Below are 18,074 nucleotides of genomic sequence, written 5' to 3' on the forward strand. Positions count from 1 at the left end.
TGGCAGGGGACAGCTTTCAGTAGGTGAAGGTCTTGACCAGGACCAGATCGCCGATGGTGCGCAGCGGCACCACGAAGGTCTCGCGCTTCTCGTCGACGCTGTTTTCGTTGAACACCAGGTTGACCTGGGCGGTGATCACGTCCTGCTGGTTGGCGCCGGCCTGGAAGTTATAGCCCTGCGCGCCGAAATTGCCCCAGTAGTTGACGTAGACCAGGTAGGTGCCGTGCAGCGGCGCGGCCATGGTGAACATTTCCGGGCCGGGGCCGTCGACGCCGTCCGGGTCGAGGCCGCCGCCGTTGCCCAGCCGCGGGCGCGCCCAGAAGGCGTGCTGGCCGTCGGGGGTGACTATGTGCAGGTCCAGCTCGGCCTTGGGGTCGTTCCAGCCCAGGGCCACGCGCACCCGCGGCGGCACGCGCCCGGCGTTGGCCTCGTAGAACTGCACGCGCTTGAGCGACTGGCCGTCGGCGCTGGCCACCTCGACGCTGTTGGAGCCCGCGCCGAAGGCGTAGGGGCGGACGAAGTGGCCCTGGGCGTCGGTATAGAGCGGCAGCGGGTTGCCGTTGACCACCAGGCGCTGGGCGCGGTCGGTGCCGGCGAGGTTCTTCAGGTCGCCCTCGATCAGGCTGCGGCCGCGCTGGCCGCCACGGTCGATGGGCGGGGTCGGATAGGCCACGCGCGGGCTGTCGAGGTCGTCGAGCAACCCCGAGTAGCGCCAGCCGGCGGCCGGGCTGGACAGTTCGGCCCCCGGCCCGGCATACGACGACGCCAGCCACAGCAGGCCGAGCAGCAGCGCGAGGCTGCGGGCGGAATCCTGGAAACGCATGAGCAATCCTTTGTCGCGCGTTGGAAGGGGGACAGTGTAACCGCCTGTAAAACGGCTTGAAATGGCCTTCGGGCAGAGTAAGTGATGCTGTCTGCGAATTCAGAATCTGCCTAGACCGCGCCCCAGCGGGAGGTTGTCCAGGGCGTAGGGCGTATAACGCCTACGGCGTTATACGCCGTTTGACCTCGATCCCAGGCGCGCTTCGAGCTCGGTCACGGAGCGCCTGTTTCGGGGCACTCCGGGCTCGACCGCAACGCCGGGCATGAGTTAGGTGAAGCGGCGTATAACCGCGAACGGTTATACGCCCTACGCCGAGGGAGGGCTGGGCGTAGGGCGTATAACGCCTACGGCGTTATACGCCGTTTAACCTCGATCCCAGGCGCGCTTCGGGTTCGGCCACGGAGCGCCTGTTTCGGGACACTCCGGGCTCGACCGCAACGCCGGGCATGAGTTAGGTGAAGCGGCGTATAACCGCGAACGGTTATACGCCCTACGAACTTGCCGGCTGACGCCGCGATTCGAGGTTGAGCACCTCAGATCCACCCACCCCACTGCAGGATGAACAGCCCGAGGTTGGTGGTCAGCGCCGCCGCCAGGGTGGTGATGACGATGATCGAGGCCGCCAGTTCGGCGTTGCCCTGGGCGGCGCGCGCCATCACGTAGCTGGCGGCGGCCGTGGGGCTGGCGAAGTAGAGGAACAGCACACCCAGTTCGGCGCCGCGGAAGCCGCAGAGCCAGGCGGCGGCGGTGCACAGCGCCGGCAGCCAGAGCATTTTCATCAGGCTGGCGCTCAGGGCCAGGCTGCCGCTGCTGCGCAGGGCCGGCAGCGACAGGGTGCCGCCGATGCAGACCAGCGCCAGGGGCAGGGTCATCTGCGCGAAATAGTCGCCGGAGGTGAGCACCCAGGCCGGCAGGGCGATGCCCCACCAGGCGAACGGGAAGGCCGCCAGTACGCCGATGATCAGCGGGTTGACCAGCACCTGGCGGGCGATGCTCAGCGGGTCGGACTTGAGCACCGGGCTGTAGATCGCCAGGACCACGGTGGCCAACGTGTTGTAGCAGAGGATCACCAGGGCCGCGAGCACCGAGCCCAGGGCCAGGCCGTGCTCGCCGTAGAGGCTGGTGGCCAGGGCCAGGCCGACGATGCCGTTGTTGCCGCGGAAGGCGCCCTGCACGTAGACGCCGCGCTCTTGCCGCGGCACCCGCCAGTGCGCCCAGGCCCAGGCCAGCAGGAAGCCGCCGAGGGTGGCCAGGCAGAAGAACGTCAGCACCGCCGGGCTGGCCGCGCGGTGCAGGTCGGAATGGTAGATGCCGAGGAACAGCATCACCGGCATGGTGGCGTTGAACACCAGGGCCGAGGCGGTCTGGATGAAGCCCTGGTCGATCCAGCCGACGCGGCGCAGCAGCACGCCGATGAACAGCATGGAGAACACCGGCGCGGTGATGCCGAGAGTCTGGAGCAGCAGTGCGAGCATGGAGGGGAAGCGCCGGCGGAAGAACTGCGGCGATCATAGCAAGGGGCAGTGCTTCGCGTGCTAACGATTTGCCTCAGGCGGGCTCCGCTTCCTCGGCCCCGGCACGCGCCCGGTGGCTCTCGGGCGCCGGCAGTTCCAGCGGGCGCTGCTCGTCCAGGCGGGTGAGCTTGCCGTCGACGCTGGCGCCGTTCTCCATGCTCAGTTGGCGGTAGTGGATATTGCCGATGACGCGGGCGTTGGAATGCAGTTCCAGCAGGTGCTCGACGTAGAGGTCGCCGACGATGGTGCCGTCGATCAGCGCGTCGTAGCTGCTGACGCAGCCCTCGATCCGCCCTTCCGCGCCCAGGGCCAGCAGGCTCTGGGTACCCGGCTTGTGGCGCACGTTGCCCTGGATGCGGCCCTGGACCTTCAGGCCCTCCTCGAACTCCAGGTCGCCCACCAGCGCCAGGTTGCCCGACAGCAGGCTGGAAAACCTGTCCACCGCCACCTGCGGCCCCTTCTTCTTGTTGCTGCTGAACATGTTCGTCCTCCTGCGGATCACTTGGCGGGTTTCTGCTGGCGGTAGAACGCCAGGTCGGTCTTGAGCTTCTTGAGTTCCCCGGACATCTGGTCGATGCGCCGCTGCAGCTGCTCGCGCGTAGCCTGGGCCTCGGCGGTCAGCAGCCGCTGGCGCTGCAGGTCGGCGGCCAGCGCGGCATTGCCGGCCTGCAGCGCGTCGATGCGCCGCTGTGTTTCGGCCTGCTGCGAGCCGCGCCAGAAATGCACCGCGGCGAAGGCCATGGCCAGCGCCAGCGCGGCCCAGAGCAGCGGCCGGTAGCTGCGCGCCACCTGGGCCCGCGGCTGGTGCTCGGCGCGCAGCAGTTCGCGGGTGGTCGCCGGCCTAGTCCTGCGCCAGCGCATCGAGGGCCTTCTCCATGTCGCCGAGGGAAAGGAAGTGCTGCGGGTCGACGAACTCGCCGCGGTAGAGCACTTCGAAATGCAGGTGCGAGCCGGTGGAGCGGCCCGTGGAGCCCATGGCGGCGATGCGCTGGCCGGGCATCACCACGTCGCCGACGCGCACCTCGGCCCTGGACAGGTGCGCATAGCGGGTGAGCAGGCCGTTGCCGTGGTCGATTTCCACGCGGATGCCATAGGAGCTGAAGGGGCCGGCGGCGACCACCCGGCCACCGGCGGCGGCCTGGATCCCGGTGCCGCCGGGCGCGGCGAAGTCGAGCCCGGAGTGGAAGGCCAGGCGGCGGTTGAACGGGTCCACCCGGTTGCCGAAGGCCGAGCCCAGGCGCGCCTTGTCCACCGGGCGATGGGTGGGGATGGCGAGGAAGTCGGCGTTGCGCCGCGACACCGCGTCCAGCAGCAGGTCTAGCTGACGCCTCAGGCAACGGGCGGCCTCGGTGCCCTGCTGCACGTCGACCAGCGGCGCGGCCTGGCATGGCCGCGGCGGCAGCAGCAGGCCGCCCTCCCCGTCAGCGCCGCGTGCCGGTGCCTGCTCCGGCACCAGGCCGGGGTCGATGCGCGCCAGCTTGCGGGCGATGTCCTCGTGGCCGTCGACCACTTTCAGCAGGTAGGCGGCGTCCTTTTCCAGCACTTGCAGGCGCCCGGCCAGCTCGCCCAGGCGCGCCACGGCGAAGCGCTGCTCCGGCGTCTGCTGCGGGGCGGCCTCGGCCAGCGGCGCGGGCGGCGCCATGACGCGGCCGAGCCACAGGCCGGCGGCGAAGGTCAGCAGCGCCAGCGCCGCGGCGCCGGCGAGCGCGAGGCCAAGGAAGCGGCGCGGGTTCACCAGGCGCAATGCCTCGCGCGTCAACGCCTGACCAGAAGGGGAAAGACCATGCATGGCGATATCCGGAATCCGAATGCGACGGGCTGTTTACCGCAAAGCCGTCGAGGGTACCGGGTATGGGTCCGGGAACGATGCAGCAGTCCCCAAAACTGCCAAGCAATTGCGAGCTTTCCTGCAAAATCTGAAGGAATTCACAGCACGATCTTTCCCAAAATCCTATCGCCGGGGGATTCCCTTGCGACAGGTAGGCGTGTCAGGCCGGGAGCACCGCCTCGACCTCCCGCAGGTGACGATCCTCCAGGCGCAGCTGGCGCTCGTGGAAGCGCCTGAGGTCGGCGCGGTGGCCGATGCTGACCAGGGTCACGCCGGGCAGTTGCTCCAGCAGGGTCTGGTAGAGCGCGGCTTCGTCGTTGTCGTCCAGCGCCGAGGTGGCCTCGTCGAGGAACAGCCAGGCCGGCGCATAGAGCAGCGCGCGGGCGATGGCCAGGCGTTGCTGTTCGCCCGGCGAGAGCAGGCGCTGCCAGTGCTGGGCTTCGTCCAGGCGTTCGCCCAGGTGCTCCAGGCGGCACAGGCGCAGCACTTCGCGCAGGCGCTCGGGGCCGTGCCGGCCGGGTTCTTCCGGATAGCTCAGGGCCGTGGCCAGGCTGCCGATCGGCAGGTAGGGCTTCTGCGGCAGGAACAGCGTGCGCGCCGCGGGCATCTGCACCTGCCCGGCGCCGTAGCGCCAGAGCCCGCTCATGGCGCGCAGCAGGGTGCTCTTGCCGGCGCCGGAGGGGCCGCTGATCAGCACGTGCTCGCCGGCTCGCAGGGTCAGGTCGGTGGGTTCCAGCAGCACGCTGCCGTCGCCCAGGCGCAGGCTCAGGTGCTTGAGCTGCAGGCCGTTGCCGGCGGCGTGCACGGCGATGCTCTCGTGCTCGCCGGCGACCTCGTCCATGGCGTTGCGGAAGCTCAGCAGACGGTCGCAGGTGGCGCGCCAGGTGGCCAGGCTGGAGTAGGCGTCGATGAACCAGCTCAGGCCGTCCTGGACGTTGCCGAAGGCGGAGTTGATCTGCATGAGCTCGCCGAGCTGGATCTTGCCGGCGAAGTAGCGCGGCGCGGCTACCACGATGGGGAAGATGATGGCGATCTGGGCGTAGCCGGAGCTGAAGAAGGTCAGGCGCTTCTGCACCTTCATCAGTTCCCAGAAGTTGCCCCAGACGTTGCGGAAGCGCGTCATCAGGCGCTCGTTCTCGCTGCCCTCGCCGTTGTACAGGGCGATGCTCTCGGCGTTCTCGCGGATGCGCACCAGGCCGAAGCGCAGGTCGGCCTCGTAGCGCTGCTGCTGGTTGTTCAGGCCGATCAGGCGGCGGGCGATCAGGTGCGTCAGCCAGCTGCCGACCAGGGCGTAGAGCAGCGCGGCCCAGAACATGTAGCCGGGGATGCTGATGCCGAACAGTTCGATGCTGCCGGACACGCCCCAGAGAATCACCGAGAAGGACACCAGGCTGACCAGGTTGCGGATCAGCCCCAGGCCCAGGCTCAGGGTGGTGTCGGTGAAGCTGTTGAGGTCCTCGGACAGGCGCTGGTCGGGGTTGTCGGTGTAGCCGCGCTGTTCCAGGCGGTAGTAGTTCTTGTCGGACAGCCAGGCGGCGAAGTGCTTCTCGGTGAGCCAGCGACGCCAGCGGATGGTCAGCATCTGCGTCAGATACAGGCGGTACACGGCGACCAGGATGGCCACCGCGGCGATCCCGCAGAAGTACAGGATCAGCCGGATGAAGGCGTCGAGGTCCTTGTTCTGCAGGGCGTTGTAGAAGTCGCGGTACCAGGTGTTGACCCACACCGAGACGCCCACGCCGACCAGCGACAGGACGATCACCACGATCAGCAGCAGCCAGGCCATGCCCTTCTCTTCGCTGCGCCAGTAGGGCGCCGTCAGTTTCCACACCTGGGAGAAGAAATGCCCGCGAACGGCATCGTTCGCGGCACGGTATTCGGCGCTTTCGGTCATCGGGTCGGGCTCAGCACGGGCACAAAAAAAGAGCGCCCAGTCGGCGCTCCCTGTCTTAGAACCTGTCTACGATCTGCTGCGCGTCGGCATAACTGCGTTAAAAACAGGCGAGTGATGCTCATTTAGCGGACTGAACTCGAACGCGAGCCCGGTGCCTCCCTCGCCTGTTTTCGCCTTGTTCTGCGCTAGCTCGCGAGATCGTAGATACAGCTTCTTATGAATTCCTTAACGCCTCACGGGGCGCTTCTGCAGCTTACGCTGCAACGTCCGCCGATGCATCCCCAGGGCGCGGGCGGTGGCGGAAATGTTGCCGTCGTGCTCGGCCAGCACGCGCTGGATGTGCTCCCACTGCAGGCGGTCCACCGACATGGGGTTTTCCGGCACCAGGCTGTCCAGGTCGGCGTGCTGCGAGAGCAGCGCGGTCAGCACGTCGTCGGCGTCGGCCGGCTTGCACAGGTAGTTGGTGGCGCCGCGCTTGATGGCCTCCACCGCGGTGGCGATGCTGGAGTAGCCGGTGAGGATCACCACGCGCATCTCCGCGTCCAGCTCCAGCAGCTTGGGCAGCAGCACCAGGCCGGAGTCGCCGTCCATCTTCAGGTCCAGCACGGCGTAGTCGGGCAGGTCCTCCTTGGCCAATGCCAGGCCTTCCTCGGCAGAGCCGGCGACCGATACGCGCAGGCCGCGGCGGCTCATGGCGCGCGCCATCACACGGGTGAAGGTGGCGTCGTCGTCCACCAGCAGCAGGTGGGGTTGCTCTTCGCCTTCGAACAGATTCTCTTCGCTCATGGGTACTTCCTCGCGCGTGGGTTCACACCACACCATAGCTGCGCGGCAGGCGCAGCTCGGTAAGCGTGCCGCCGTCTTCGTGGTTGTACAACTTCACCGTGCCGCCGGCGCGGGTGACGCTGGCCTGGCTGAGGAACAGGCCGAGGCCGAAGCCCTTGCCCTTGGTGGTGAAGAAGGGTTTGCCGAGTTGCTCGGCGATCGCCAGAGGCACGCCGGGGCCGTGGTCGCGGATGCTCAGGCAGATGTCGGTGGCAGTCCAGTCGACGCAGATCTCCAGGTCGTCCGGGCAGGCATCGGCGGCGTTGTTCAGCAGGTTCAGCAGGGCCTGGGTGAGGTCGGTGGGCGGCGTCAGCCGCGGGGCGCTGCCCGGGCCCAGGTTCAGGTAGCGGTAGGTGGCCTCCGGGCGCATCAGGTGCCAGCGGCGCAGCACCGCCTCCAGCCATTCGTTGACGCCCTGTTCCTGGATGGCCTGGCGGCGGTCGGCCTCGGCGGCGCGCACCAGTTGCTGCAGGGTGTCCTTGCACAGCTTGACCTGCTCCTGCAGCAGCGCCAGGTCTTCCTGCAGCAGCGGGTCCTTCGGGTGCGCCTGGCGCAGCTCCTTGAGCAGCACGCTCATGGTCGCCAGCGGCGTGCCCAGCTCATGGGCGGCGCCGGCGGCCTGGGTGGCCACGGCCAGCAGCTGCTGGTCGCGCATGCCCTCCTCGCGGCGCTGCGCGACTATCTGTTCCTGGCGGCGCAGCGCCTGGGACATGCGCGCGACGAAGAAGGTGATCAGCCCGGCGGCCAGGGCGAAGCTCAGCCACATGCCGTAGATCAGCAGGTAGTCGCGCTGCGCCGGGGCGATGTTCAGCGGGTGGAACCACACCAGCAGCACCGTGTAGGCGGCCAGGGCCAGGCCGGCGAGGACGATGGTGTAGAGCCACGGCAGGGTCGCCGCGGCGATGGTCAGCGGCACCAGGTAATAGGAGACGAAGGGGTTGGACGAGCCGCCGGAGAAATACAGCAGGGCGCTGTGGATGATCAGGTCGCAGCCCAGCTGCACCGCGTACTCCACCTCGGTCACCGGCCAGGGCCCGCGCAGGCGCAGGGCGGTGGCCAGGCACAGCACCAGGGACACGCCGAGGGTCACCCCCAGCGCAGCCCAGGGCAGCGGGATCAACTGGGCCTTGTAGGCGATGCCCACCGAACCGGCCTGGGCGGCCAGCACGAGAATACGGATGAGCGTCAGGTGCAGCAGGTTCTGCCGGCTGGCGGATAACTGGAAAACCGGTGTGCGCATGGTGAATTCCGGAATTTGCGCGAGTATAGCCAAGCCCCTTCCCCTCTCGGTGCGTCATAGCGACACAGCATACGAGATAAAGGCTATCGCGATTCAACCCCTTTGAACGCCGACCTGCGTCAATAGGTCTGACTGTCCATGTGCGGGGTCGTCTACCCTGCACCCGGGACTCATTACAGGACCAAGGAGTCGAACATGTCCGCATTGAAGAAAAGCCTCGCCGCCCTGGCCGCAGCCGTCGCCCTGGCCGCCACCAGCTTCGCCGCCCAGGCCGACGAGCCGCGCTACAACCTGGTGTCGCTGCATGCCGAGGCCAGCCAGGAAGTGGCCCACGACCAGATGCACGTGACCCTCTTCAACGAAGCCCAGGCCAGCGACCCGGCCAAACTCGCCGCCGAGACCACCGCCGCCCTCAACGCCGCGGTGACCGAGGCGCGCAAGGCCAAGGGCGTGACCGTCAGCCTGGGCAGCCGCAACAGCTACCCGGTGTACGACGACAAGGGCCAGAAGATCACCGCCTGGCGCGAACGCGCCGAGCTGCGCCTGGAAAGCTCCGACTTCGCCGCGCTGTCGCAGCTCACCGCCAGCCTGCTGGGCAAGCTGAAGATGGGCAACATGAGCTTCAGCATCGCCGACTCCACCCGCCAGCAGAACGAGGACAGCCTGATGAAGAACGCCGTGGCGGCGTTCAAGGCCCGCGCCCAGTTGCTGACCGACTCCCTCGGCGGCAAGGGCTACCGCCTGGTCAACCTGAACCTGAACAGCGCCGGCGCGCCGCGGCCGATGCCGGTGATGCGCATGGCGGCGATGAAGGCCGACGCCGGCTTCGCCGCGGCCCCGGAGATCGAGGCCGGCACCAGCCAGGTCACGGTGACCGCCGACGGCACCATCGAAGTGCAGATGCCCTGATGCGAGCCCGCCGCAGCGCCACCCGCCCGGGCGCCGCGGCGGGCTTCTTGCGTTATTGCGACATTCCCTTACGACTTCCCCACAGCTTCTACACTGTGGCGGGTGTGGCCCTTGCGCCCGGCATGTGCCCTGCATAGTTTCAGGCGACACGCCCCACAAGGACGTGCCTCGATGACAACCACAACAAACTGAGGTCAGCATGCGCAAGAATGCCGTCATCCGCTCCATGATCGCCGCTGGGTTGATCGCCAGCGCTCCCTTCGCCCACGCCGCCAGCAACCTGGTGTTCTGCTCCGAGGGCAGCCCGGCGGGCTTCGACCCCGGCCAGTACACCACCGGCACCGATTTCGACGCCGCCGCCGAGACGGTATTCAACCGCCTCACCCAGTTCGAGCGCGGCGGCACCCAGGTGATCCCCGGCCTGGCCGAGAAGTGGGACGTATCCGATGACGGCAAGACCTACACCTTCCACCTGCGCCACGGCGTGAAGTTCCACACCACCGACTACTTCAAGCCGACCCGCGAATTCAACGCCGACGACGTGCTGTTCACCTTCGAGCGCATGCTCGACAAGAACCACCCGTTCCGTAAGGCCTACCCCACCGAATTCCCCTACTTCACCGACATGGGCATGGACGCCAACATCGCCAAGGTGGAGAAGGTCGACGACTACACCGTGAAGTTCGTCCTCAACGAGGTCGACGCCGCGTTCATCCAGAACCTGGCCATGAGCTTCGCCTCCATCCAGTCCGCCGAATACGCCGACCAGTTGCTCAAGCGGAACCGCGCCAGCGACATCAACCAGAAGCCGATCGGCACCGGGCCCTTCGTGTTCAGCCGCTACCAGAAGGACGCGATGATCCGCTTCAAGGCCAACAAGGACTACTGGGTGCCCGGCGAGGTGAAGATCGACAACCTGATCTTCGCCATCAACACCGACGCCTCGGTGCGCATGCAGAAGCTCAAGGCCAACGAGTGCCAGATCACCCTGTTCCCGCGCCCGGCGGACCTGGAGTCGCTGAAGAAGGACGCCAACCTGAACATGCCTTCGCAGCCGGGCTTCAACCTCGGCTACATCGCCTACAACGTGCTGCACAAGCCGCTGGACAAGCTGGAAGTGCGCGAGGCGCTGGACATGGCGGTGAACAAGAAGGCCATTATCGACGCCGTCTACCAGGGCGCCGGCCAGCTCGCCGTGAACGGCATGCCGCCGACCCAGTGGTCCTACGACGACAGCATCAAGGACGCCGGCTACAACCCGGAGAAGGCCAAGGAACTGCTGAAGAAGGCCGGCGTGCCCGAAGGCACCGAGATCACCCTGTGGGCCATGCCCGTGCAGCGCCCGTACAACCCCAACGCCAAGCTGATGGCCGAGATGCTCCAGGCCGACTGGGCCAAGGTCGGCATCAAGGCGAAGATCGTCACCTACGAATGGGGCGAGTACATCAAGCGCGCCAAGGCCGGCGAGCACGACGCCATGCTGATCGGCTGGAGCGGCGACAACGGCGACCCGGACAACTGGCTGGGCACCCTGTACAGCTGCGACGCGGTCAACGGCAACAACTTCTCCAAATGGTGCGACCAGCCCTACGACAAGCTGATCAAGGAAGCCAAGCGCACCCCCGACCAGGCCAAGCGCACCGAGCTGTACAAGCAGGCCCAGCACATCCTCAAGGAGCAGGTGCCGATCACCCCGATCGCCCACTCCACCGTGTACCAGCCGATGCGCAAGACGGTCGAGGACTTCAAGATCAGCCCCTTCGCGCTCAACTCCTTCTACGGCGTGGGCGTCGGCAAGTAAGGCCCGCGGCCGCCGCGAGGCGGCCGTCACGCCATGCTGCGCTGGCCACAGCCGCTTGCCGATAGACGACCGGGCCGCCCCACGTGGGCGGCCCTGGCGTTGCTGCTCGCCGCCGCGCCGGCCCTGGCCCGGCCCCTGGTGGTGTGCACCGAGGGCAGCCCGGAAGGCTTCGACATCACCCAGTACACCGCCGCCACCACCGCCGACGCCACGGCGGAGACGGTGTACGAACGCCTGGTGCAGTTCGCCCCCGGCAGCACGAAGGTGATCCCCGCGCTGGCGCAGAGCTGGGACATCAGCGCCGACGGCCTGGCCTACACCTTCCACCTGCGCCCCGGCGTGAAGTTCCAGCACACCGACTACTTCACCCCCACCCGCGCCCTCGATGCCGACGACGTGCTCTGGAGCTTCCAGCGCCAGCTCGACCCGGCGCATCCGTGGAACAGGCTGGCCCCGCGCGGCTTCCCCTACGCCCAGTCGATGGGCCTGCCGGGGCTGATCGAGCGCGTCGAGAAGCTCGACGACCTGACCGTACGCTTCACCCTGCGCCATCCCGAGGCGCCCTTCCTCGCCGACCTGGCCATGGGCTTCGCCTCCATCTATTCAGCCGAGTACGCCGACCTGCTGCTGGCGGCCGGCAAGCCCGAGCAACTGAACAACCTGCCCCTGGGCACCGGCCCCTTCGTCTTCCAGCGCTACCAGAAGGACGCCCAGGTGCGCTTCGCCGCCAACCCCGACTACTGGGGCGGCACGCCGAAGATCGAGCGCCTGCTACTGGCGATCACCCCCGACCCCAGCGTGCGCATCCAGAAGCTGCGCGCCGGCGACTGCCAGGTGGCGGTGTACCCGCGGCCCACGGACATCCCCGAACTGCGCAGGGACCCGCGCCTGAAGGTGGAGGAACTGGACTCCCTGCTGGTCGCCTACGTCGCCATCAACACCCGGCACAAGCCGCTGGACGACGTGCGCGTGCGCCAGGCCATCAACCTCGCCTTCGACCGCGACGCCTACCGCAAGGCGCAGTTCGGCGAGGGCGGCGCCAGCCCCGCGGTGGCGCCCTACCCGCCGACGCTGTGGGGTTCGGACGCGGACCTGAAGGGCTGGCCGCGCGACCTCGAACGGGCCCGCCAGTTGCTGGCCGAGGCCGGCGTGCAGCCCGGGCAGAAGCTCAGCATCTGGACCCGCCCCGGCGGCGGCCCGGCCAACCCCAACCCCGGCATAGGCGCGCAGATGCTGCAGAACGACCTGGGCAAGCTGGGCATCCGCGCCGACATCCGCGTCTACGAATGGGGTGAGCTGATCCGCCGTGCCAAGCATGGCGAGCACGACCTGGTGTTCATGGGCTGGGTGGGCGACAACGGCGACCCGGACAACTTCCTCACCCCCAACCTGTCCTGCGCCGCCGCGCAGAGCGGCGAGAACATGGCCGGCTGGTGCAACGCCCAGTTCGACGACCTGCTGCGCCAGGCCCGCGCCAGCACAGACCAGGACGCCCGCGCCGCGCTGTACCGCCAGGCCCTGGCGATCTTCCAGCGCGAAGCGCCCTGGATAGCCCTGGCCTACCCGAAGCAGTTCGTGGTGCTGAGCCCCAGGGTGAAGGGCTTCACCCTGAGCCCGCTGGGCTCGAACAACTTCACCCACGTCGAACTGGGGCCCTGAGCCCGTATTTCCCGCCCCCTGTAGGAGCGGACCTTGTCCTCGATAGCCGGGCGTTCCGGCGCGATTCGCGGATAAGATCCGCTAAGCCACCCCACCCCGCCGTTCCCATGTAGGAGCGCGCCCTGCGCGCGAAATCGCGGGCAGGGCCCGCTCCTACAGGTTACCGAGAGACACGGCATGCCTCCCCCGCAGGAGCGGACCTTGTCCGCGATAGCCGGAGGTTCCGGCGCGGTTCGCGGATAAGACCCGCCTACGCCGCCCCACCCGCACCATTCCAATGTAGGAGCGCGCCCTGCGCGCGAAATCGCGGGCAGGGCCCGCTCCTACAGGTTACCGAGAGACACGGCATGCCTCCCCCCGTAGGAGCGGACCTTGTCCGCGATAGCCGGGCGTTCCGGCGCGATTCGCGGATAAGATCCGCTACGCCGCCCCACCTGCACCATTCCCATGTAGGAGCGCGCCCTGCGCGCGAAATCGCGGGCAGGACCCGCTCCTACAGGTGGGCACCAAGATTCCCACCACGCCGCCTCCCCAAAACGCTTCGAAGCCTCTATTCCGGGCATCGGCGAGAAGCGGCGTAGTGAAGCACCGGGCATTTTTTCATTGTCGCGGCCGCCAGGCATGGCTTAGCTTCCCCCCTGAAGGTCCGGCAGCCCCGGCCCCCACGCCTTCCACGGCACGGCGTACCCGCCGCTGCCGTCCCTGCGCCCGCCCCATCCGCTGCGGGCAGCCATGAGCCAGGCCCGACCGGCCAGGCTCTTCCAACAATCATCCCACCGCACTCGCTTTCCGCCTTGCAGCCGGCCACCGGCCGTTCCCGGCGCGCGCCCAGGTGCCCGCCGTTGCGCACAGCACTAGAAACGAGGAGCAATCAGATGACCAATCCACACTTCCGCCCCACCGCCATCGGCCTTGCGCTGCTCGCCGGCGTCACCGGCCAGGCCTGGGCGGCCGAAGAGGACGACAGGCAGCGGGGGCAGGCCGCCGCCAAGGGCTTCATCGAAGGCCAGAGCCTGACCCTGAGCACCCGCAACTTCGCCTCCCGCGAGCAAAAACATGGGCGCTTCGTCTTCAAGATCCCCAAGGACGACGGCTACGAGCCCACCCACAGCCGGCGCACCTGGGTGCAGGGCAGCATCCTGCAGTACAGCTCCGGCTACACCCGGGGCACCGTCGGCTTCGGTCTCGATGTCGGCGCCTTCCATGCCCTCAACCTGGAGCGCGGCAAGGGCGTGGTCGCCGGCGGCAGCAACCGCACCCTGACCGACAGCGACGGGCGGCCGCTGGACGAGTGGTCCAAGCTGGGCGTGGCCAACCTGCGCCTGCGGCTGTCCAACAGCGAACTGCGCGCCGGCCGCTTCCAGGTCCAGACGCCGGTGCTGGCCACCATCGACAACCGCGCCCTGCCCTCCACCTTCCGCGGCGTCGGCCTGACCAGCAGCGAACTCACCGGGCTCAGGCTGCAGGCCGGCAGCTTCGATCGCGTCAGCCCGCGCACCGGGGCCGGCGACGAGAAACTCACCACCACCTACGGCGACCGCAAGGCCAAAGGCGACCGCTACAGCTACCTCGGCGGGACCTACCGCGCGACGCCCAACCTCAGCCTCAGCGCCTACGGCGGCGAGTTCGAGGACATCTGGCGGCAGTACTACCTGGGCTTCTCCCACGACCTCGGCGACCCCGACGTGCTGGCCCTGCACACCCGTTTCGACGGCTACAGCACCCGCGATGCCGGCAGCCGCAAGGCCGGCTACATCGACAACGACACCTGGAGCCTGGCCTTCACCCTCGCCCGCGGCGCCCATAGCCTGATGGCGGGCTGGCAGCAGGTCGATGGCGACGAGTATTTCGACTACGTCAACGAGACCGCGGCCATCTACCTGGTCAACTACCTGCAATCCGACTACAACGGCCCCAACGAGAAGTCCGCCCAGCTGGCCTACGGCACCGACTGGGCCCGCTACGGCATACCGGGGCTGAGCAGCACGCTGTGGTACGCCAAGGGCTGGGGCATCGACGGCACCCGCTACGACGGCGACCGCAACGGCGCCCACGGCAGCTACGCCGAGGTGCGCAAGCAGGATGGCGAAAGGCATCGCGAACTGGGCATGACGCTCGCCTACAAGATCCAGGACGGCCCGCTCAAGAGCAGCAGCATCAAGCTGACCTACCGGCGCCACCGGGCCAGCCAGAACCAGGCCGACGGCAGCATCGACGACGTGCGCCTGATCACCACCCTGCCCTTCAACCTGCTGTAGTCCCCACCCCGGCGCCGCCCCGCCAGAGGCGGCGCCGGGCAGGTACGCGCCCTCCATCGCCCCCGCGCCTACCTTCGACGAGTACCCCGTCGCCCGAATGCAATCCCCTGAATATTCGGAATTTTCCGTTTTTCGCAGCGCGGCCGAATCCGCCTTGATCGCCCTTCCCGCCCCCACTTAGCTTCGGCCCCTCACAGGGGCCAGCGCACCCACGGCGTCATCGGCCTAGCCCCTCCAACAAGAACAAGAAGGGAGCAACAGCCAATGATCCAGCAGCACATCCGCCCCACCGCCCTGGGCCTGTCCCTCGGCGCCTGCCTGTTCGGCCAGGCCTGGGCCGCCGAGGACGACCGCCGCGAGGCCCGCGGCCAGGCCGGCGCCAAGGGCTTCGTCGAAGGCCAGAGCCTGAGCCTGCGCACCCGCAACTTCGCCGCCCTGGAGCAGGCCCAGGACAGCAACGGCTTCCGCATCCCCAAGGAAGACGGTTCGGAGTTCACCCACAACCGCCGCACCTGGGTGCAGGGCACCCTGCTCAAGTACAGCTCCGGCTACACCCGGGGCACCGTCGGCTTCGGCCTGGACGTAGCCGGCTACCACGCCCTCAGCCTGGAGCGCGGCAAGGGTGTGATCGCCGGCGGCGGCGGCAACCGCACCCTGACCGACAGCGACGGCAACGCGGTGGACGAATGGTCCAAGCTGGGCATCGCCAACCTGCGCCTGCGCGTCTCCAGCACCGAACTCAGGGGCGGCCGCTTCCAGGTCGACACGCCGGTGTTCAACAGCCACGACAACCGCGTCCTGCCCGCCAGCTTCGACGGCTTCGCCCTGCTCAGCGAGGAACTGCCGGGCCTGGCGCTACAGGCCGGCAGCTTCACCCGCGCCAGCCCCCGCGCCGGCGCCGGCGAGGAAGACCTGACCACCGAATACGGCACCCGCCTGGCCAAGGGCGACCGCTACAGCTACCTCGGCGGCAGCTACAAGGCCCCCGGCGGCCTGTCGGCGACACTCTACGGCGGGCATTTCGAGGACATCTGGAACCAGTATTACCTGGGCCTGGGCCACAGCCTGGGCGACCCGCAGAAGCTCGCCCTGCGGACCCGCGCCAACCTCTACAGCACCCGCGACACCGGCCGCCGCGCCGCCGGCTACATCGACAACGACACCTGGAGCCTGGACTTCACCCTCAGCCGCGGCGCCCACTCGCTGATGTTCGGCTGGCAGCAGGTCGAAGGCGACGAATACTTCGACTACGTGCACGAGACCAAGGCCATCCACCTGAGCAACGTGGCCTTCGCCGACTACAACGGGCCCAACGAGAAATCCGCGCAGCTGCGCTACAACACCGACTGGGCGGCCTACGGCGTGCCGGGGCTGAGCACCTCGGTGTGGTACGTCAAGGGCTGGGACATCGACGGCACGGGCTACACCGGCGACCGCAACGGCGCCTACGGCAACTACGCGAAGGGCCGCGAGCAGGACGGCGAGAAGCACCGCGAACTGGGCCTGTCGGCCGCCTACGTGGTGCAGAACGGGGCGCTCAAACGCAGCCACTTCCGCCTCATGTACGTCAGCCACCGCGCCAGCCAGAAGCAGAGCAACGGCAGCGTCGACGAGCTGCGGCTGGTCAGTACCTTCCCCTTCGAGTTGCTCTAGTAGCCACAGCTGTCTTGTCAGCCGTGCCGAAGCGCTTTTCGTAGGATGGGTTGAGCCTGCGAAACCCATGCGGTGGTGATGATGGGTATCGCTTCGCTCAACACCATCCTACGACGGTGTTCCCACAACCCGTAGGGCGCATAACGCCTACGGCGTTATCCGCCGTTTGGCCTTGGCTTCCAGCGGCGCCAAGGTTGACCTTGGCGTTGACTATGGCCTCGGTGTGTCGGCGGATAACCGCGAACGGTTATGCGCCCTACGCCGCACCAGCCATGGCATCCCCTGTAGGTTGGCCCTACCCCGCCAGACCGAATGGATCGTCGAGGCAATGGCTCGGCCGGGTGAACCAGCGCGGGCCTTCGGCGCTCATGTAGAAGTGGTCTTCCAGGCGGATGCCGAACTCGCCGGGCACGCAGATCATCGGTTCGTTGCTGAAGCACATGCCGGCCTCCAGCGGGGTTTCGTCGCCGCGCACCAGGTAGGGGCCTTCGTGTATGTCGAGGCCGATGCCGTGGCCGGTGCGGTGCGGCAGGCCGGGCAAGGCGTAGTCCGGGCCCAGGCCGCCGGCTTCCAGGCAGCGCCGCGCGGCGGCGTCCACCGCCTGGCAGGGCGCACCCGGCACGGCGGCGGCGAAGGCGGCCAGTTGCGCGGCCTTCTCCAGGTTCCACAGGCTGCGCTGGCGCTCGCTGGGGGTGCCGAATACGTAGCTGCGGGTGATGTCCGAGTTGTAGCCGTGCAGCTGGCAGCCGGTGTCGATCAGCACCATGTCGCCGTCGCGCAGCGGGCGCGGCTCGCGCACGCCATGGGGGAAGGCACTGTCCTCGCCGAACAGCACGATGCAGAAGGTCGAGCCCGGCGCGCCGACGCGGCGGTGCGCGGCTTCGATGAAGCGCACCACCTCGGTGGTGGTGATGCCTTCGCGGAGGATGCTGGCGGTGGCCTTGTGCACTTCCAGGGTCATGTCCTTGGCGCGCTGCATCAGCGCCAGCTCGGCGGCCGACTTGCGCTGCCGCCCATGGTCGACGGCGGCGCTCGCATCCACCAGGCGCAGGGCGCCGGCAACCTCGCGCAGGCGCTCGGCCATGCCGAACGGCAAACTCGGGCACAGGCCGAGGCGGGCGTTGGCCGGCACGCCCAGTTCCACCAGCATGTCCAGCAGCAGGCGGTAGGGGCTCTGGTGTTCCTGCCAGGTGCGGATCGCCCCGGGCAGCACCTGGAAGTCGCGCACCGTGCCCTCCTCGAAGGCCGGGGCGAGGTACTGCGGCGCGCCCTCGGTGGGCACCAGCAGGCCGACCAGGCGTTCGCTGGGGTTCCATTTCACCCCGCTGAAATAGCGCAGGTAGCTGCCGGCATCGACGAACGCCGCGGCCATGCCCTGCTCGCGCAGGCGCGCCTGCAGGCCGGCCACGCGGGCCCGGTATTCGTCCAGCCCGATCGGCTCGACGCCGCCGCTCATGTCGCGCAGCCCCGCCAGAGCCTGCTCGGGGCTACTGCCCCCAACGCCCAACGTCATCGCCCAACTCCCATCCTGAAAATTCCGGCGGAATTTAAGCATTACTTAAAATCCGTGCCAAACGAATTTTAAGCACCACTTAAAATCACAGCAAAAGCCCTCTTCGCAAGCCAACCTTTCCGGCCCTCTTCCTCCGCCTTCCTTCGCCGGTATACTG

At 68.1% G+C, this 18,074-nt stretch carries 14 protein-coding genes; 5 read left to right on the top strand and 9 right to left on the bottom strand.

The annotated features are described in order from the left end of the window. Positions 1–16: 16 nt before the first annotated feature. The 8 genes from PM1_RS25135 to PM1_RS25170 form a co-directional block, all read right to left on the bottom strand. Complete coding sequence (locus PM1_RS25135; RefSeq protein ID WP_009617756.1) at positions 17–823, bottom strand: YfaP family protein; 807 nt, start codon at positions 821–823, stop codon at positions 17–19. Positions 824–1,356: 533 nt separating this feature from the next. Continuing rightward, the gene (locus tag PM1_RS25140; RefSeq protein ID WP_009617755.1) at positions 1,357–2,298 is read right to left on the bottom strand and encodes an AEC family transporter; all 942 of its coding nucleotides are present in this window, start codon (positions 2,296–2,298) and stop codon (positions 1,357–1,359) included. Positions 2,299–2,371: 73 nt separating this feature from the next. Continuing rightward, complete coding sequence (locus PM1_RS25145) at positions 2,372–2,818, bottom strand: bactofilin family protein (protein WP_009617754.1); 447 nt, start codon at positions 2,816–2,818, stop codon at positions 2,372–2,374. 17 nt (positions 2,819–2,835) lie between these two features. Continuing rightward, a complete protein-coding gene (locus PM1_RS25150; protein ID WP_009617753.1) occupies positions 2,836–3,198 on the bottom strand; it encodes a metallopeptidase in 363 nt (120 codons plus the stop codon). Then, positions 3,179–4,126 (bottom strand): M23 family metallopeptidase, encoded by a 948-nt coding sequence (locus PM1_RS25155; RefSeq protein ID WP_009617750.1) that lies wholly within the window; start codon positions 4,124–4,126, stop codon positions 3,179–3,181. Before PM1_RS25155 ends, PM1_RS25150 begins: the two co-directional genes overlap by 20 nt. A gap of 199 nt (positions 4,127–4,325) precedes the next feature. Next, a complete protein-coding gene (locus tag PM1_RS25160; RefSeq protein WP_009617749.1) occupies positions 4,326–6,059 on the bottom strand; it encodes an ABC transporter ATP-binding protein/permease in 1,734 nt (577 codons plus the stop codon). Positions 6,060–6,284: 225 nt separating this feature from the next. After that, positions 6,285–6,845, bottom strand: coding sequence for a response regulator transcription factor (locus PM1_RS25165; protein WP_009617747.1), 561 nt, complete (start codon positions 6,843–6,845; stop codon positions 6,285–6,287). A 22-nt stretch (positions 6,846–6,867) separates the two neighbouring features. Further along, positions 6,868–8,124: an ATP-binding protein gene (locus PM1_RS25170; RefSeq protein ID WP_009617745.1), complete on the bottom strand. Its 1,257-nt coding sequence runs from the start codon at positions 8,122–8,124 to the stop codon at positions 6,868–6,870. A 195-nt stretch (positions 8,125–8,319) separates the two neighbouring features. Here PM1_RS25170 and PM1_RS25175 point away from each other — a divergent pair, with 195 nt between their 5' ends. The 5 genes from PM1_RS25175 to PM1_RS25195 all read left to right on the top strand — a co-directional run bounded on the left by PM1_RS25175 (position 8,320) and on the right by PM1_RS25195 (position 16,404). After that, entirely contained in the window at positions 8,320–9,033 is a 714-nt protein-coding gene (locus PM1_RS25175) for an SIMPL domain-containing protein (protein ID WP_009617743.1), read from the top strand. A 199-nt stretch (positions 9,034–9,232) separates the two neighbouring features. Beyond that, positions 9,233–10,834: an ABC transporter substrate-binding protein gene (locus tag PM1_RS25180; protein WP_009617741.1), complete on the top strand. Its 1,602-nt coding sequence runs from the start codon at positions 9,233–9,235 to the stop codon at positions 10,832–10,834. A gap of 33 nt (positions 10,835–10,867) precedes the next feature. After that, positions 10,868–12,493: an ABC transporter substrate-binding protein gene (locus tag PM1_RS25185; RefSeq protein WP_009617739.1), complete on the top strand. Its 1,626-nt coding sequence runs from the start codon at positions 10,868–10,870 to the stop codon at positions 12,491–12,493. A gap of 875 nt (positions 12,494–13,368) precedes the next feature. Further along, on the top strand, positions 13,369–14,751 hold the full coding sequence (locus tag PM1_RS25190; protein WP_009617737.1) for an OprD family porin: 1,383 nt from the start codon (positions 13,369–13,371) through the stop codon (positions 14,749–14,751). A 264-nt stretch (positions 14,752–15,015) separates the two neighbouring features. Next, positions 15,016–16,404 carry an OprD family outer membrane porin gene (locus PM1_RS25195; protein WP_009617735.1) on the top strand — a complete coding sequence of 463 codons (1,389 nt, stop codon included), beginning with the start codon at positions 15,016–15,018 and terminating at the stop codon, positions 16,402–16,404. Positions 16,405–16,699: 295 nt separating this feature from the next. Here PM1_RS25195 and PM1_RS25200 read toward each other — a convergent pair whose 3' ends face one another. After that, positions 16,700–17,917: a M24 family metallopeptidase gene (locus PM1_RS25200; protein ID WP_009617733.1), complete on the bottom strand. Its 1,218-nt coding sequence runs from the start codon at positions 17,915–17,917 to the stop codon at positions 16,700–16,702. Between the last annotated feature and the right edge of the window lie 157 nt (positions 17,918–18,074).

Origin of the sequence: Pseudomonas sp. M1 (assembly GCF_022760135.1) — a bacterium.
GTDB classification, from domain to species: Bacteria; Pseudomonadota; Gammaproteobacteria; order Pseudomonadales; family Pseudomonadaceae; genus Pseudomonas; species Pseudomonas citronellolis.

Excerpts from the sequence above, each read along its gene's own strand:
- PM1_RS25190 (WP_009617737.1), top strand. The coding sequence starts at position 13,369 with ATGACCAATCCACACTTCCGCCCCACCGCCATCGGCCTTGCGCTGCTC.
- PM1_RS25135 (WP_009617756.1), bottom strand. The coding sequence starts at position 823 with ATGCGTTTCCAGGATTCCGCCCGCAGCCTCGCGCTGCTGCTCGGCCTG.
- PM1_RS25155 (WP_009617750.1), bottom strand. The coding sequence starts at position 4,126 with ATGCATGGTCTTTCCCCTTCTGGTCAGGCGTTGACGCGCGAGGCATTG.
- PM1_RS25175 (WP_009617743.1), top strand. The coding sequence starts at position 8,320 with ATGTCCGCATTGAAGAAAAGCCTCGCCGCCCTGGCCGCAGCCGTCGCC.
- PM1_RS25195 (WP_009617735.1), top strand. The coding sequence starts at position 15,016 with ATGATCCAGCAGCACATCCGCCCCACCGCCCTGGGCCTGTCCCTCGGC.
- PM1_RS25145 (WP_009617754.1), bottom strand. The coding sequence starts at position 2,818 with ATGTTCAGCAGCAACAAGAAGAAGGGGCCGCAGGTGGCGGTGGACAGG.
- PM1_RS25150 (WP_009617753.1), bottom strand. The coding sequence starts at position 3,198 with ATGCGCTGGCGCAGGACTAGGCCGGCGACCACCCGCGAACTGCTGCGC.
- PM1_RS25160 (WP_009617749.1), bottom strand. The coding sequence starts at position 6,059 with ATGACCGAAAGCGCCGAATACCGTGCCGCGAACGATGCCGTTCGCGGG.
- PM1_RS25200 (WP_009617733.1), bottom strand. The coding sequence starts at position 17,917 with ATGACGTTGGGCGTTGGGGGCAGTAGCCCCGAGCAGGCTCTGGCGGGG.
- PM1_RS25165 (WP_009617747.1), bottom strand. The coding sequence starts at position 6,845 with ATGAGCGAAGAGAATCTGTTCGAAGGCGAAGAGCAACCCCACCTGCTG.
- PM1_RS25140 (WP_009617755.1), bottom strand. The coding sequence starts at position 2,298 with ATGCTCGCACTGCTGCTCCAGACTCTCGGCATCACCGCGCCGGTGTTC.
- PM1_RS25170 (WP_009617745.1), bottom strand. The coding sequence starts at position 8,124 with ATGCGCACACCGGTTTTCCAGTTATCCGCCAGCCGGCAGAACCTGCTG.
- PM1_RS25185 (WP_009617739.1), top strand. The coding sequence starts at position 10,868 with ATGCTGCGCTGGCCACAGCCGCTTGCCGATAGACGACCGGGCCGCCCC.
- PM1_RS25180 (WP_009617741.1), top strand. The coding sequence starts at position 9,233 with ATGCGCAAGAATGCCGTCATCCGCTCCATGATCGCCGCTGGGTTGATC.